Here is a 16,126-nt window from a genome sequence, read left to right on the forward strand (position 1 = left end):
AACGACAATATTGAGGTCACTTTGAGTACATTCGACAGCTACCCAGGGGAAATTCCTAACGACCCCGTAGAACTGATGAAACGCCTGCAGGAAAGCGACGGCCGTCGCTTTCCTCACGATCTGTACAATCGCCTAAGGGAAGTAGCACCCGTTTGGCGGGATCCAGACAGCAGAATCGTCTTCGCTTTTCGCTGGGCCGAAGCGGACCACCTATTCCGGTCGCAAAGTTTCGGTGGCCAAGAGGGTCGGCTAGCCTCAGATCCTCGTTTTGAGAATAGTCCAGCGCTACATTTGATTGCTAGCAATATTGCGTTTCGTGATCCTCCGGAACTCACGAGACTGCGCAGCTATGCCCAGAAAGCCTTCTCACGTCCGGTGATCGAGGGCGTCCGCGCGTATCTTGAAGGGCTAACGACAGAGGTGCTCGACAGCCTTGCGGACAACGACGAAATTGATATCGTCAACGATTATGCTATTCGCATTCCGCCGGCGGTTATCTGCCATATGCTCGGCATTCCCATTGAGGATCGTGCAACGTTCGAGGGCTGGGTTGCCGATCAGTTCAGGTTACTAACGCCGCTCCCGATCTCAGATGAGACACTTGCAGAGATTGATGCATCGACGAGATCGCTTGTGGAATACACGAGCTCGCTTATCGAGGAGCGCCGAAGTGCGCCCCGTGACGACCTTATCAGTGGGCTGTTGCAAGGTGCAGATTCGGCCGGTCAACGGATGACGCCGCAGGAAATGATTGCGATGACGATCGTATTGCTGGGCGGCGGGAGCGATACGACTCGATTCGTTATTGCGATGGGCGCACGAGCCCTGATCCTGGATAAAGAGCAGGGTGACGCACTACGAGCTGATCCGAAGCTCGACGCGCGGGCCTTCGAGGAGTTCTGTCGTGTTTACGGCCCGGTCGCAATCGGAAACATCCGCAGATCACCGGATGATGCAGAGCTCGGAGGGGTGAAGATTCCCGCTGGAACTTGGGTGGCGCCGGTGATTGCTTCGGCGAACCTTGACCCCGCAGTCTTTACTGATCCCTACAGGATTGACATTCGCCGTAATCCAAATCCACATTTGGCTTTTGGTGGCGGTGCGCACGCTTGCCTGGGTATGATGATGGCGCGTATGATCGGGCCTTATGCAATTGGCCGTTTCGCTCGGCACTTCCCAAGGTTGGATGTCTGCGATGCGCAGCTTGATGTAAATGAAAAGCTGTTTGCGATCCGGGGGCTCATGTCTCTAAAGGTGAGACGGACTTAAGCGAAGGCGGACGGGCAATCCGTCCCGATCTCCAGCCTAGTCAAGCCGTCGCCCGAGAAAGGCGACGAGGAATTAGCAGGTGAGCACTCTCTCTTACGAGTTGATGTACTGGCTCTGAAGCGCTACCGGCTCTTCCGTCTGGAAATTATCGCGAGGATGCGTCTGAGCTCGTGGCTTCGCTCGCTGCGGAAGATTGAGCTACGGCGCTCCATAGTAGCCGCGCTTTCGCGCTGAGCCTTGGTGCCTATGCGCCGCGTTGAATGACTAGTTCGGCGCGTCGCACAACGCTCGCCAGATGATCTTGGTTGCGTCTCGCAAGTCATTGAGGTTTTGAATGTCGCCTTCTGCGCGCCGATAGTAAATCAACAGGCCATCCGCATGGGCAGCGATCAGGCTCGCCCGTAGCGAACACTCAGCACTCGACAAGGTTGGGTTTATGCCAGCGACAATCGTGGCGAAGAATTGTGTGTATTCACGTTGGATGTTCCGCAATATAACTTTTGCGAATTCCTCGTGTTCGGCCAGCGCCCAACTCTGAAAGATGAAGGACCCGAGCTCGTGATCGCTTAGATTGTCGTAAAACTTGTCTACGATCACGTCAAGCTTCTTCTCGGCCGGGAGCGCGGCTTGTTGTGCGGACTCCTGGAATCTTTCGAGCCAACGTTGGCTCATGACGTCCATGGTGGCTCTTAGAAGGTCCTCGCGGCTAGAGAAGTAGTGCTGCAGAGTGCTGAGTCGAAGCCCGGCGCTACTTGCAACACGATTGATTGAATAGCCAGCGTAGCCCTCAGATGCGAGCAGGCGGATTGACACCTCAATGATTTCGGGGACGCGGCTCGCGCGATTGCCTCGACGTTGTTTTGACGGCGAAGAATCCGAATCGCTCGTGGGCAGAGATCCTATTTGAAGGTGTTTCATCGGAAAATGGGTGAGCAGTTAGCGCGGACAGCCGCTCAGAGTAGCAAATATGATTAGGTTGAGCAACCTATTGTTGATGCCTATGATTGGGGGAAACTAGTGCACATGGAATCCCGATGTCGCCCAGGTCGGGCGACATCGTTTGATGTAGGGGCCGTGAAAGGCGCCGGCCCGTGGGAAGCCCATGCGGATCGTACTGTTCCGCTGGCCGTGTCGGGTTAGATTGGCGCTTGTGCTCGGGAGATCGTGGCTTTTGCCAATCCCACGGTCACGGGGTCAAAGAATTCCCCCTCAACGACGCCGGCGCCACGACCAGCTTGGACACTCTTCTCGTAAAGCTCGAGCATTTTGTTCGCGTGATCGATTTCGCTTTGGGTTGGGCGATACACTTCGTGGATGGTCTTGACTTGCTGTTCCGCAAGTGCCATCTTCCCGTCGAATCCCAACATCGCTCCCCATCTCGTGTCTTCAATGAGGGTCGCCCGGTCATTGACGATTGGCCACGGCCCGTCCAGCGCCTGGAGGCCGTGGGTTTTCGCGGCAAGGTTGATGCGTGATTTCGCGAAATGATGAAGGTCGCCGGGGTATAGCGACCGATCGTGAAGATATGCACCGATTCTCGTTCCAAGGGATATGCTAAGGTCACCGATCGCAAATCCTAGTGAGTCTAGCCGTTCAGAACTCGCGGCAATCGTGTCGATATCGGTTAAGGCTCGTGCGGACTCGATGCCGGCACAGAGTGTAATTCGACGCTCGATGTTCAGGCTTTCAGAGAGCTGGGTGACCGCGCGGTCGACCCACACCACGTCTTGCGACGTTTCGACCTTCGAAAGAAATAGGGTGTCGACGGAGCCGTTTGACTCACGCAACACCACGTCAAGGTCATCCTCAATATACGGCGAGGATAGGGCGTTGATACGCACGGCCCGCTGCGAACGTCCCCAAATGTCCTCGGAAAGCAGTTTGGCAATACGGGTGCGGGCCTGCGCCTTTTGAGACGGCGCAACGGTGTCCTCGAGGTCCAGGCAGACCATGTCTGCAGAAGAGTTGATAATCGCTTGACGCAGGACGTCGATATCTTCTCCCGAGAGGAGGAGCACGGAACGTCGGGAATTCATATAAATCCTCCTAGTTTGATTAAATTCGATCAAATGCCTGAATAGGGATCAACCATCGAAGCGTGGCTCAGGAAGGCCTTCAGCTCCGATGTCCGGAATACGGAATGTGCACCCGCTGATTTCATCAGCTGGCACCCCGAGTCCGATCGCGGAACCATTGATTGATGTGAAGTAAAGCTGGTCGAGTTGTGGTCCGCCAAACGCGACACTTGACACAAAGGGGGTTGGTACATCGACGGTTCGCTCAACTTCGCCCGAGGGGGAAAAGCACACAATTTTGCCGGCTCCACACATGGCGACCCAGACGCGGCCCAGGATGTCCACAGTGGCGCCGTCGGGGATTCCGGGAAACCCATCCGTTTTGGCAAAAATTCTTTTGCAGGACACTTCTCCCGTTCGTAAGCAATAGTCGTACGCGTAGATGACTTTGCGCGTGCTATCCGAGAAGTAAAATGTATCGCCAGCAGGATTCCAGCAAGGCCCGTTGGTGATTACGAAGTTCCGGTCCAACAACGAAGATTGGAGGTCGGTCTCGATCTTGTAAAGGCGTCCGAGGGGCCGGGTGTCTTGAATGGACCGCGGCTGCGATCCGACTAGAAATCGGCCCCGAGGATCCACCTTTCCGTCATTGAGCTGGGTTTCGACGTCGCCGTGTTGTGGGTCGCAAAGGAACGACGTTAGTCCGGTCGTGAGATCCAGGGCGTGGATTCCATCTTGCAACGCGACAATCGCATTACCTGCCCGTCGGAGCGCAAACGAACCAATCATGGAAGGTACTTCCCAGTGCATGACTGCTTCGTCCTCGCTTTGATAGCGCCAAAGCTTCCGCTCGACCAGATCAACAAAGTAGAGGGCTTGTGTGGCGTGATCCCAGATCGGACCTTCGCCAACAGTGCATCGGATCGTACCGATACGTTCGATCTGCATGGTTGACATTGTGTGAGTATCTCGAGCTTGATGGGGTGCGGGCGCCTGTCTACAGCTCAGGAGGAGCCCGCAAACAGGCGTTATTGCATTGCGCCGGGAGGAGGGGGGGGTGCAAGAAACCGCCACGGACTGACTTCTGAGTCTCGCGGCACCTTAATTTCGATGACCCACGGGCCGCCGGAATCCAATGCCTTCTTCATTGCAGATCTAAAAGCCTCGGGTGTCGCGACCTGCTCCCCGTTTGCGCCAAAGGCATGCGCGAGCTTGGCGAAGTCCGGATTCGTGAGGTCAGACCCAATCGTTCGCCCTGCAAAGCCTTCAATCTGGTCGCGCCGAACGTTCCCGTATGCACTGTTGTTGAACACCAGAGCGATGACGTCGATACCATATTGCACAGCGGTGGCAAGTTCCTGAACGCCGAACATAAACCCGCCGTCGCCACATATTGCAACGACCGGTCGGTCAGGGTGCGCAATCTTGACGCCGAGGGCCGTTGGGTAGCCTGATCCCAAGTTGCCCTGGTAACCTGAACTGATAAACGTGCGCGGTTCGTAAATAGGAAAGCCGAACCACGAAGTAAAGCCAACCTGGGAGAGCTCGTCGGTGACGATCGCGTTAGCGGGCAAGACATCGCGAAGTACGTCCAGGTAGGCCATCTGGGGCTGTATTTCCTGGATCTCGGCGAGTGCTTTTTCAGTCGCGGCCTGGATACGCGACATACGATCCTCGCGCCTGTATTCAAGGCGTGTTAATGCTCGCAAAAGCTCTATCGTTGCCTCCTTTGCATCGGCGACTACTCCGACTTCGGGTCGTGCGCGACGCATTTCCGCAGGGTCGATATCTATACGAAGAGTCTTCAGGCCGTCGGGGCGCCAGGCCCAACGCCAGCGCGGGACCTCCATGCGTGACCCAATGCCAATCACGAGATCAGTTTCTGGCCAAAGTTTGTAGGCGGACGCCAGAGTGAGTCCAAGTGGATGGGCATTGCTGACTACGCCGCGACCACTTCGATGTGCGACAACTGGAGCCTGAATACGCTCCGCCAGCTCTCGAATCTCCTCGCATGCGCCGAATGCTCCACCCCCGACAAAAATCATCGGATTCCGACTCTCCTGGATCAATTTCGCCGCTTTCTCGATCGCATCAACATCTACGGGCGGGGGAGGTAACGCGGGAAACGGGTCGCAGCTGCGTACAGCTGTGGGCTTGACGAACATATCCCATGGCATTTCAAGCGCTGCAGGACCCATTCTCCCGGCTAGCATCTGTTGAAATGCTTGCGCAACCAGCTCAGGCGCAGTTGACGGATGTTCGATCCGTTGCCCCCACTTAAAGATTGATCGCAAAGTGCCAAGCTGATCAGGCATCTCGTGGAGGTGCCCGTGGCCTTGACCGAGAAAGCTTGTCGGCGTTTGCCCAGTGAGGCAAAGCACCGGGGCATTGCATCCCAGACTTGTTAACGCCGCAGCACCTGCATTCAGTACGCCAGGACCCGGGACGACTGAGTAGACGGCTGGTCGACCCGTAGCGCGAGCGTATCCGAAAGCCATGTAACCCGAGCCCTGCTCGTGCCGAGCTCCGATAACACGGATGTTTGTCCGATGAAGCGCATCAAATAGCCCATATAGCTGGGCGCCAGGAAGCCCAAATACGGTATCGATTTGGTGCCGACGCAAGCTGTCAGCGAGCGCATCGCCGCCAGTCATCTGTGTAATTTGCATATCTCTCATTGACTATCAAGCTCTGAAAAAGCTCTCTCTTCGCTGTAGGACTGTACTGATGTCGTAACCAAGGGCCATATCCGCGTCTCTGTCAATAGACTGGGCAACGGGGCTGGTGGCCTCGCGGGCCTGGTGGGAGCGATTCGGTAGTCACCGCTGCGGCGCCGAGACAGCGGAAAGGCGGGGCGCATCTGTGTTCTACACGTGAGTCTCTCCCCCGATGGCACGCATGACACGGCGCGAGAAAATAACGGTTCTTACTGATTTGGTGTTTTACACCCCATCGGTCAAGTTCTCAGTCATCCGTAAAGATGACATCGATCGACCTACCGTCAGTTACGTAAGGCCAACGTTGTCCTTTTTCGAGAGGGCTTCCCAGGCGGTAAGGCAATGGCATGCTTCGGTCACGGAAGGAGACACGAGATGATTGAAGTTACTGTCAAGAGCAAGGTAATAGAAGCCGCAGACATTGCGGTATTTGAGTTGGAGCCCGTGGGGGGGGGCTCGTTGCCGCCGTTCAGCGCCGGTGCGCATATTGACGTTCAGGTCGGCCCAGGGTTGGTGCGCCAGTATTCCCTTTGCAACGCGCCGGACGAGCATCACCGTTATCTGATCGGCGTGCTGCGTGACCCAGGCTCTCGAGGTGGCTCCCGCTCACTGCATGACAACGTGCACGAGGGCGCTATCCTTCAAATCAGCGAGCCACGAAATCATTTTCCGCTAGTCAAGGGAGACAATTACCTGCTGTTCGCCGGCGGAATCGGTGTTACGCCGATACTGTGCATGGCACAGCGCCTCGCTGCTGTCAATGCTCGATTCACCATGCACTATAACTGCAGGTCGTCTGACCGGGCGGCCTTTGCCCAGCAAATCGCCTCGAGCGAATACTCCGGCAACGTGCAGATCCATTTCGACGATGGTCCCGAGTCACAGCGGTTGGATACAAAGTCGGCGATACCGATGTGGTCACCCGCGTTGAAGGACACGCATCTCTACGTTTGCGGTCCCGGCGGATATATCGACTTCATTGTCGGCGCGGCAAAGGTGGCCAACTGGCCTACGGAAAATGTGCATCTTGAGCGATTTTCTGCTCAACCGATGACGTCGGGGGCTGATGCACCATTCAGTGTCAAGCTCGCGAGTACGGGGAAGACATACGAGGTCCCCGCTGGTCGCACCGTGACTCAGGCTCTCGCCGATCATGGGGTAGCGATTCCGGTGTCGTGCGAGCAGGGCGTCTGCGGCGCATGTATCACTCGGATCCTTGACGGTCTTCCAGATCACCGTGACGCTTACTTCACCGAAGACGAGCACGCACTCAACGACCAGTTTACGCCGTGCTGCTCCCGGTCAAAATCACCAGTGCTTGTTCTCGACCTATAGCGTGGGAAAAGCAGCGAGGAAATCGTGAAAACCCGCAAAAGGGCCTATGCCTGCGTCGTTGCGATACTAGTCCTCGCTGCAGCGGCCATCACTTGGTTCGCACCGGACGAAGTCGCCCTTGCGATTCAATTCGTCAGTTCGACGAGTGAAGGTAGCGGCGGAGCAAAGCTTGCGCGAATGCAGAACGCTTCCCTTGCGAATTTGCTCACGAGTTTTCGATGGTAGGCAGACTTACTTAACAAATTTACGGAGTTGACTATGTCTATGAAGCAGGCTATCGCAGATAGTGTCCGGCTCGGTTCGCGCATGCTCATCGGTGATTCCTGGCGGGCATCATCCAATAGCATCGAGATTCCGGTATATGACCCAGCCACCGGGGCTGAACTCGCACGTATCCCGCAAGCTACCGAGTCTGACGTCGACGATGCTGTCAAGGCAGCCAGGGCCGCGCTCGTTCATCCGTCGTGGCGTGAGTCCCTGCCAATCACACGGGAGCGCCTGCTGCTAAAGCTGGCGGATCTGGTGGAAGCACATGGTGAGGAGCTTGCTGGCATTGAGACGCTCAATCAAGGGAAGCTCCTTGGTGTCGCGACGGGTATTGACGTCGCTTCGAGTGTGCAATGGCTGCGCTACATGGCAGGTTGGGCGACGAAAATCGAAGGCTCTTCCCTTGACGTGTCGTTCTCATTTCCGCCTGGCACAAAATACAAGGCGATAACTAAGAAGCAACCGGTGGGCGTGGTGGCAGCGATTGTCCCATGGAATTTCCCCATGTTGATGGCTGTCTGGAAAATTGCTCCAGCTTTGGCCTGCGGATGTACTGTCGTTCTAAAGCCAGCAGAGGAAACGCCACTGTCAGCGCTTCGGCTGGCTGAACTGGTACTAGAGGCGGGATTTCCTCCGGGCGTCCTGAACGTGATTACCGGCGATGGCGCGACGGGTGCAGCGCTTGTGCGACACGCCGGTGTGAACAAGGTGACCTTTACGGGTTCGACTGAAGTCGGCAGGCTGATTGGCGCGCAGTGCGGCTCTGATATTCGCCGCGTGGCGCTCGAATTGGGTGGAAAGAGCCCAGTAATCGTCCTGGACGACTGCGACGCAAATCTTGCGATCCAAGGGGCGAGCGCGGCAATCTTTACCAATCATGGTCAAGTTTGTACAGCTGGATCACGGTTGTATGTTCACAAGAAGCAGTTCGACAAGGTGGTCGGCGGGATTGGCGATATTGCGAAGAACATGGTACTTGGGTCGGGCTTCGATCCGCGCACTCAGATGGGACCAATGGTGTCCGAGCGACATAAGCAGCGCGTTCTCGGGCTTATCGCGACTGGCGAAAAAGAGGGCGCGGAATTGGTTGCCGGAGGCACTGTCTCGACTTCCGAGGGGTTCTTTGTTCAGCCAACCGTATTTGCGCATACGTCGGATGCGCCACTCACTCTTCTTCGCGAAGAGGTCTTTGGTCCAGTACTTGTAGCCCGCCCGTTCGACGATATCGCCGATGTGCTTCGGCAGGCGAACGATTCGGAATACGGACTCGCAGCGAGCGTATGGACTTCTGATATCAGCAAGGCATTGAGAATATCGGATGGCCTGGAAGCAGGAACCGTCTGGATCAATACGCACAACGTGGTTGACCCGAATGTTCCGTTTGGCGGCTTTAAAGCTTCCGGGATCGGTCGTGAGCATGGTCGAAGCGCAATTGACGCGTACACAGAAAACAAGAGCGTTTGCATAGCCTATTGACCGGGCTGAATGATGTCGGATCTTTTCCGTCCGAGGGCCGTTCAGAGACAGAAGGGTACTTCACGGATGCATCGTACATCCAGCGCCCATGAGTGAAAGTTAATTTGAGAATTGGTTGTCCATTGAAATAAACGGAACCGGAGAGATAAATGTCATATGAAGGTCGTTGGAGCACGGTGAAGGTTGTCGTCGATGGCGGGATTGCATGGGTCTCGTTGAATCGACCTGAAAAGCGAAATGCCATGAGTCCCACGCTCAACGCGGAGATGATCGACGTACTTGAGACAATTGAGCTCGACGCGGAAGCGCAAGTACTCGTGTTGACGGGGGAAGGCGACGCGTGGACGGCTGGTATGGACCTGAAGGAGTATTTCCGCGAGATCGATGCTGGTCCGGAGATTTTGCAGGACAAGATTCGACGCGACGCAAGTCGCTGGCAATGGCAACTTCTGCGCATGTACTCGAAGCCGACCATCGCGATGGTTAATGGTTGGTGTTTTGGCGGTGGATTCTCGCCCCTTGTGGCGTGCGACCTTGCGGTGTCGGCCGACGAAGCAGTTTTTGGCCTGTCGGAGATCAACTGGGGTATCCCGCCGGGCAATCTCGTGAGCAAGGCTATGGCGGATACCGTGGGCCATCGCCAAGCACTTTTCTACATCATGACTGGCGACACGTTCTCTGGGCAGGATGCGGCGAAGATGGGCCTTGTTAACAAGAGCGTTCCCCGCGCACAGCTGCGAGACGAGGTAAAGGCGCTTGCCTCGAAGCTGTTGAACAAGAATCCGGTGGTCCTTCGCAACGCAAAGAATGGTTTCAAGCGCTGTCGTGAGTTGACGTGGGAACAGAACGAAGACTACCTGTACGCAAAGGTCGACCAAGCGAGTCACCGTGACCCCGAAGGCGGTCGCGAAAAGGGCCTCAAGCAATTCCTCGATGAGAAGAGCATCAAGCCCGGTCTCCAAACGTACAAGCGCTAACTTTTGGTTTGGGCTGGAATGTAGACAAGGAGAGAAAACATGTATGAGAGCAGGCTCCTGATCGGAGGCGAGTCGCGTACTGCATCGGGCGGTAGAACCGTTGAGCGTATCAATCCCGCGACCGGTCAAGCCGCCACCCAAGCCGCTGCGGCGACGGTAGAGGACGCAGCGGCAGCGGTCGCTGCAGCCGCACACGCTTTTCCCACTTGGGCCGCGCTCTCACCTACAGAGCGCCGCAGGCGCCTCCTGTTAGCGGCGGACAGCATGGACGCCCGCGTGGGAGAGTTCATCGCAGTCGGCGTCGCGGAAACAGGTGCGATGGCGAACTGGGTCGGCTTTAACGTCATGCTCGCGGCCAACATGCTGCGTGAAGCCGCGGCGATGACCACGCAGATCGATGGCGCGGTTATTCCCTCTGATATCCCTGGAAGCTTGGCATTGGCGGTGCGGCAGCCCTGCGGCGTCGTGTTGGGAATAGCACCATGGAATGCTCCGGTAATTCTGGCCACGCGGGCAGTTGCGATGCCTCTTGCGTGCGGAAACACGGTCGTACTTAAGGCGTCCGAGGGATGTCCTGGAGTGCATAGCTTGATCGGTGAGGTTTTACAGGAGGCAGGCCTCGGTGACGGCGTGATCAACGTGATCTCAAACGCACCGGGAGACGCTCCGACGATTGTTGAAAGCCTAATCGCGAATCCGCTAGTGAAGCGCGTGAATTTCACGGGTTCGACGCGTATTGGCCGCATTGTTGCCGAGCATTCGGCTCGCTATCTGAAGCCTGCGGTGCTGGAGCTGGGCGGCAAGGCCCCCGTCCTTGTGCTGGACGACGCAGATCTTGACGCTGCGGTGGAGGGCATCGCATTTGGTGCATTTTTCAATCAAGGCCAGATCTGCATGTCGACCGAGCGAGTGATCGTCGCTCGCAAGGTTGCTGATGCGTTCGTCGATAAGCTCGTGGCGAAGGCGCGGACACTTAAAGCGGGCGAACCAACGCAGTCGGGATCCGTGCTTGGCACGCTCGAGAGCTCAGCATCTGTGCAGCGTATTCGAGCCCTAGTGATGGACGCACAAGAGAAGGGCGCGAACTTACCGCTCGGATGCAAGGTCGATGGCGCAATCATGCAGCCGGTCATCGTTGAGAACGTCACGCAAGAAATGAAGCTCTATGCCGACGAATCGTTCGGCCCAGTCGTGACCATTCAGCGTGTGGATAACGATGATGATGCGGTACTTATTGCCAATGACAGCGAGTACGGCCTCTCAGCTGCGGTTTTCAGCCGGGATGTGGCTCGTGCGATGAACGTGGCCAGGAGAATTGAATCCGGAATCTGCCATATCAATGGTCCGACAGTGCATGACGAAGCGCAGATGCCATTCGGAGGTGTAAAAGCCAGCGGCTACGGTCGTTTCGGCAGTAAGGCCTCGATCGCCGAATTTACAGATCTCAGGTGGATCACGGTACAGACGGAACCCCGCCACTATCCGATTTGAACACGCGGTTGTACAAAAAATGACATTGTTCGTGCCGGATGCTATCCCCAGCTCCGGCACCTGCCGCGAAACAGGAGACTGATTTTGGATTCAGCGTCGAGCCAGGCACACGTTGGTGATGTGACCGCATCGTCCGTTACCGGTTACAGGGCAGTCGGCATCGGTCAGGGAATGCCGCTTGTCGAACGGCGTGACGAGTGTTGGTATCTGCGCTCGACTGAGCCGCTACGCAGCTACCCGGAACGAATTACAGATCGCCTCATAAGCGGTGCGAACCGGCATCCGGATCGATGGCTCGTGGCACGCAGAAATGCAGACGGGCATTGGTGCGGCATCAGTTACGCATCCATGCTTGAACGCGCTCGGTCCATAGGGCAGGCACTACTGGATCGCGGTCTCTCAGTTCGCCGACCGGTTGCGATCCTATCGGGAAACGACCTCGAGCATCTGCAGATTGCGTTTGGCGCGATGTACGCCGGGATTCCCTTTGTTCCGGTTTCCCCTGCATATTCGCTTGCGTCAAGCGATTTCAATAAGCTGAGGCACGTCTTCCAGCTGCTAAATCCAGGGCTTGTCTTCGCGGCGGAAGGATCGATCTTCGTGGCGGCAATGGACGCTGTAGTACCACCTGATGCGGAGCGTGTTGTCGTGACACGGTCCGCTCAAGTCTCGAACGAGACCGTCTTCGAGGCGTTGCTTCAAACGCAGGCGACGAGCGTGGATGCCGTCCATGCAGCGATCACGGGTGACACGATCGCCAAGTTTCTCTTCACGTCTGGATCCACGCGTTTGCCGAAGGCTGTACCGACGACGCACCGAATGCTCTGCAGCAACCAGCAAATGCTGCTGCAGACGTTTCCGGAATTTGGTGCCGAACCGCCTATTCTTGTGGACTGGTTGCCATGGAACCACACCTTCGGCGGCAGTCACAATGTCGGTATCGCGCTCTACAACGGCGGGACTCTGTTCATCGACGACGGTAAGCCTGTCTCGGGTCGATTTGATGAGACACTTCGGAATTTGCGCGAAATATCGCCAACCCTGTACTTCAACGTCCCGAAAGGTTGGGAGGAACTCACAGCCGCGCTCGAAATTGACGAGACGCTGCGAGAGTCATTTTTTTCGCGCGTAAAGCTATTTTTCTTTGCCGGTGCTGGCTTGTCGCAAGCTGCATGGGATCGCCTCGACCGCGTGACAGAGCGGCATTGCGGCGAGCGTATCCGCGTCATGACAGGCCTCGGGATGACAGAGACTGCGCCATCGTGCATGTTCACAACAGGCCCGGTGACCGGCGCGGGGTATATCGGGCTGCCAGCGCCAGGCTGCGAAACCAAGCTTGTGTCGGTAAATGGCAAGTTGGAAGCTCGATTTCGTGGGCCGCACGTCATGAAAGGCTACTGGGGCGCAAGTGCCGTCGGCCAGGATGTGTTTGACGAAGAGGGCTACTACCGAAGCGGTGACGCGGTACGGTTCTTCGATCCACAGAGGCCAGAGCTCGGTCTGATGTTCGACGGACGTATCGCGGAGGACTTCAAGCTAAGCACCGGTACTTTCGTCAGTGTCGGTCCGCTGCGCGCGCGTATCGTGTCGAGCGGTGCGCCCTACGTGCAGGATGCGGTGGTCGCAGGTATGAATCGAGGCGACGTTGGGGCGCTGATCTTTCCGCGTGTTGACGAATGCCGCCAGCTCGCAGGTATCGGGACCTCTGCAAGCCTTGAGGACGTGATTGCCGCACCGGCTGTTCGAGCTTTCTTTGTTAGTCTGATGCAGACGCTCAACAACGAGGCGACCGGCGGCGCAACGCGCATTGCACGTATCCGGCTATTGCTTGAGCCTCCATCGCTGGACCTCGGCGAAGTCACGGATAAAGGCTCCATCAACCAGAGAGCGGTCCTTACGCATCGCGCTAGGGAAGTCGAGGAAATGTATACCAGTTGTGAACATCCGACGGTGATTGTTGGCCATCATCCTCGAGTATCTGGAGAGAGCGCTGCATGAGCCTTGAGTATCAGCCGCCCCTGCGCGACATGGTTTTCGTGATCGATGAGTGGATAGGGGCGCCGGAATGGTGGAGTACTGTGTCGGCATGGAAAGATCTGGATAGGGTCATAGTCCAGCAGGTTCTGGACGAGGCCGCGCGCTTCGTTACCGAACGCATCGCGCCGTTGAATTCGAGCGGAGACCTTCAAGGCTGTGGGTTCAGCAACGGTGAAGTGACATTGCCGTATGGGTTTCGCGACGCTTATCAAGCGTTTGCTCAGGCGGGGTGGCCCACGCTCGCAGTCGATTCTGAGGCGGGCGGCCAGGGGCTTCCGCAACTGATCGACGCAGCACTGCAGGAAATGCTCGCGGCAGCCAATCATGCATGGCTTATGTCTCCGGGCTTGACACATGGTGCGATTGCTTGTCTGGCGGCGCATGGTTCCGAGCGGCTCAAGCGAGACTTGTTGCCACGGATTGTTTCAGGCGAGTGGCTGACGACGATGTGTTTGACGGAGCCTCAAGCGGGCAGCGACTTGTCGAGGTTGCGCGCCCGGGCAACATATGACTCGCAGTGTGATGGTTACAGGATCAATGGAAACAAGATCTTTGTGAGCGGCGGCGATCACGATCTCACGGACAATATTGTTCACCTTGTGCTGGCGCGTTTGCCTGATGCTCCTGCAGGAACCAAAGGATTGTCGCTCTTCGTTGTGCCGAAGTGGTTTGTTGACGATGAGGGAGTCCGCATTCGGAACGAAGTACATTGCGACGGCGTCGAGAAAAAGATGGGCTTGAAGGCAAGTCCCACGTGTTCGATGCGATTTGAGGAGGCTCTCGGCTGGATCGTGGGCGAGCCGAATCGAGGTCTGGCGGCGATGTTTGTGATGATGAATGCCGCACGCTTGCAAGTAGCGATGCAAGGGCTCGGGCACGCGCAGATTGCTTCACAGCGTGCAGAAATCTATGCTCGTGAGCGCGCGCAGATGCGCGCAGTCAGTGCACCGCCAGGTGTCACTAGCGAGTTGGGGCGGCCGGATCCGATTAGTTTTCATCCGGCAATAAGGCGTATCCTGCTGGATCTTCGGGCTACTACAGAGGGCGAGCGGGCCATCGGATACTGGATAGGCTACTGGCTGGACGTAGCGGAGAGGCATCAAGACGCTACGGAACGCTCAGCGGCAGTGAAACTGGCTTCGTTGCTCACGCCGATTGCCAAAGCATTCTTCACGGAAAACGGCTTCAGTGCAGCGTCTAGGGCGCTTCAGGTATTCGGTGGGTATGGGTATATCCACGAGTACGGAGTCGAGCAAATCGTTCGGGACAGTCGCGTCGCGATGATCTATGAAGGGACGAACGAGATTCAGGCAATTGACCTGCTCGTGCGCAAGGTGCTGGCCGATGGAGGTGAGGCACTCGGCATACTCCTCAAACAGTGCCGAGCGGAGGCGTCGCGAGGACACGCTGTCAAAAATTCTGCGGTTAAGCGGGCCTGCCTGAAGTTGGAATCGCTGATTGCAGACGTCAGCAGAGTCACTGACTCCATCGTGTCCGAGAGTATTGCTGACAGCGAACTCGCGTATCGGGTTGCCGACGACTATCTCGGAATGCTTGGCTGGTTTCTGCTCGCGTTCGCATGGACGCGCTCTCTGCGCTTAGCCAGCGAGGAAGGACGAGAGGACGCGTTCTATGCAGAAAAACGTACGACGGCTGAGTATTTTTTCGACTACCCGATTGCGGCTTTTGGCCATAGGCGTACGCTTGTCGAGGCAGGTATAAGGAAGAAACTTCCTCATGTTTGAGGGAGGATGGTCTAGCAGATGGAGCGTTATCGCATTGACCTTTCGACCTCCCGCGGAGTGCCTGCGCGAGGTCGCCGCGACGGGATGGCCAACCATGTTTTCGTGGCGCGCCGCCGCGTCTGAGGTAGGCTAGGTAGCAAATCCAAGTGAAAGGGTATAGTCTGCTTCTTCTTTTGCGAATTGCGCGAGAGCAGAGATAAACGCCCGCGTGTCGTCCGTGCGCCATTTGAAACAATATTCGATGCTTGGAAGTTCCGGTACCGTCTTGAAGGCGTTTAGATGGCCTGATTCCACCAGGTTGCGCATGAAAAGGCGAGGGAGGAAGCTAATGCCGACGTCGGCGAGCGTCAGCCCGACGATGGCACTTAAGCTGTTACACGCGAGGATCCGACGACCACTCACTCTGTTTGATGCGGCCCAAGTCTCGTAGGCGGAGGTTAGTCGGGACTCACCGGTCATGGTAAGAATCGGGTATTGCGCGATGTCTTGCGATTTCAAAACCGTCCCTGTTGGGATCCGCTTTGGTGACGACATCCAAGCGAAGTCCAAGGAAGTGTCTGAATTTTTGTGTGCAAGGCAGATAAAAACCTGCCGTCTGGCAGGTCATCAATTGCATTCTACAAATGATTCCTGGTGAAGCGATCCTCGTAGAGGATCGCGAACTGGTTCATCGCGGCTTTCCAGTCATGTGCGGCACGGCTCCAGTCAGCCGTGATATTGCGCAAGGCCAGCCACAGCAGTTTGGTCGCGGCCTCGTCCGTGGGGAAGTGCCCACGCGTCTTGACGATCTTGCGTAG

Annotated in this window: 12 protein-coding genes and 2 pseudogenes; 7 read left to right on the plus strand and 7 right to left on the minus strand. The window is 56.7% G+C overall.

Annotated features, from left to right (window positions below; all coding sequences use genetic code 11):
* Positions 1 to 21 precede the first annotated feature (21 nt).
* Positions 22 to 1,269 carry a cytochrome P450 gene (locus M3I56_RS35620; protein WP_254357979.1) on the plus strand — a complete coding sequence of 416 codons (1,248 nt, stop codon included), beginning with the start codon at positions 22 to 24 and terminating at the stop codon, positions 1,267 to 1,269.
* A gap of 264 nt (positions 1,270 to 1,533) precedes the next feature.
* On the opposite strand, the gene M3I56_RS35625 is transcribed toward M3I56_RS35620, so the two are convergent.
* From M3I56_RS35625 to M3I56_RS35640, 5 genes and pseudogenes are all read right to left on the minus strand, one after another.
* Complete coding sequence (locus tag M3I56_RS35625; RefSeq protein ID WP_254357980.1) at positions 1,534 to 1,950, minus strand: hypothetical protein; 417 nt, start codon at positions 1,948 to 1,950, stop codon at positions 1,534 to 1,536.
* Positions 1,951 to 1,965: 15 nt separating this feature from the next.
* Positions 1,966 to 2,187: pseudogene (locus M3I56_RS41790) on the minus strand (TetR family transcriptional regulator); the annotation flags it as partial.
* A gap of 218 nt (positions 2,188 to 2,405) precedes the next feature.
* Positions 2,406 to 3,305 (minus strand): CoA ester lyase, encoded by a 900-nt coding sequence (locus tag M3I56_RS35630; RefSeq protein ID WP_254357981.1) that lies wholly within the window; start codon positions 3,303 to 3,305, stop codon positions 2,406 to 2,408.
* A gap of 48 nt (positions 3,306 to 3,353) precedes the next feature.
* A complete protein-coding gene (locus tag M3I56_RS35635) occupies positions 3,354 to 4,241 on the minus strand; it encodes an SMP-30/gluconolactonase/LRE family protein (RefSeq protein ID WP_254357982.1) in 888 nt (295 codons plus the stop codon).
* A gap of 71 nt (positions 4,242 to 4,312) precedes the next feature.
* A complete protein-coding gene (locus tag M3I56_RS35640) occupies positions 4,313 to 5,962 on the minus strand; it encodes a thiamine pyrophosphate-dependent enzyme (RefSeq protein ID WP_309249205.1) in 1,650 nt (549 codons plus the stop codon).
* 414 nt (positions 5,963 to 6,376) lie between these two features.
* Between M3I56_RS35640 and M3I56_RS35645 the strand changes: the two genes are divergently transcribed.
* From M3I56_RS35645 to M3I56_RS35670, 6 genes are all read left to right on the plus strand, one after another.
* On the plus strand, positions 6,377 to 7,336 hold the full coding sequence (locus M3I56_RS35645) for a PDR/VanB family oxidoreductase (protein WP_254357983.1): 960 nt from the start codon (positions 6,377 to 6,379) through the stop codon (positions 7,334 to 7,336).
* A gap of 258 nt (positions 7,337 to 7,594) precedes the next feature.
* Positions 7,595 to 9,079, plus strand: coding sequence for an aldehyde dehydrogenase family protein (locus M3I56_RS35650; RefSeq protein WP_375541850.1), 1,485 nt, complete (start codon positions 7,595 to 7,597; stop codon positions 9,077 to 9,079).
* Between the two features lie 149 nt (positions 9,080 to 9,228).
* Positions 9,229 to 10,056 (plus strand): p-hydroxycinnamoyl CoA hydratase/lyase, encoded by an 828-nt coding sequence (locus M3I56_RS35655; RefSeq protein WP_254357984.1) that lies wholly within the window; start codon positions 9,229 to 9,231, stop codon positions 10,054 to 10,056.
* A 39-nt stretch (positions 10,057 to 10,095) separates the two neighbouring features.
* Entirely contained in the window at positions 10,096 to 11,547 is a 1,452-nt protein-coding gene (locus tag M3I56_RS35660) for an aldehyde dehydrogenase (protein WP_254357985.1), read from the plus strand.
* An 84-nt stretch (positions 11,548 to 11,631) separates the two neighbouring features.
* Positions 11,632 to 13,545: a feruloyl-CoA synthase gene (locus M3I56_RS35665; RefSeq protein WP_254357986.1), complete on the plus strand. Its 1,914-nt coding sequence runs from the start codon at positions 11,632 to 11,634 to the stop codon at positions 13,543 to 13,545.
* On the plus strand, positions 13,542 to 15,329 hold the full coding sequence (locus M3I56_RS35670) for an acyl-CoA dehydrogenase family protein (protein ID WP_254357987.1): 1,788 nt from the start codon (positions 13,542 to 13,544) through the stop codon (positions 15,327 to 15,329). Before M3I56_RS35665 ends, M3I56_RS35670 begins: the two co-directional genes overlap by 4 nt.
* Positions 15,330 to 15,458: 129 nt before the next feature.
* On the opposite strand, the gene M3I56_RS35675 is transcribed toward M3I56_RS35670, so the two are convergent.
* Together M3I56_RS35675 and M3I56_RS35680 are read right to left on the minus strand one after the other, a co-directional pair.
* The gene (locus M3I56_RS35675) at positions 15,459 to 15,863 is read right to left on the minus strand and encodes a LysR substrate-binding domain-containing protein (RefSeq protein WP_254357988.1); all 405 of its coding nucleotides are present in this window, start codon (positions 15,861 to 15,863) and stop codon (positions 15,459 to 15,461) included.
* Positions 15,864 to 15,946: 83 nt separating this feature from the next.
* Positions 15,947 to 16,126 (minus strand): annotated as a pseudogene (locus M3I56_RS35680) (IS256 family transposase); the annotation flags it as partial.

The organism is Paraburkholderia sp. CNPSo 3281, assembly GCF_024206515.1.
GTDB classification, from domain to species: domain Bacteria; phylum Pseudomonadota; class Gammaproteobacteria; order Burkholderiales; family Burkholderiaceae; genus Paraburkholderia; species Paraburkholderia nodosa.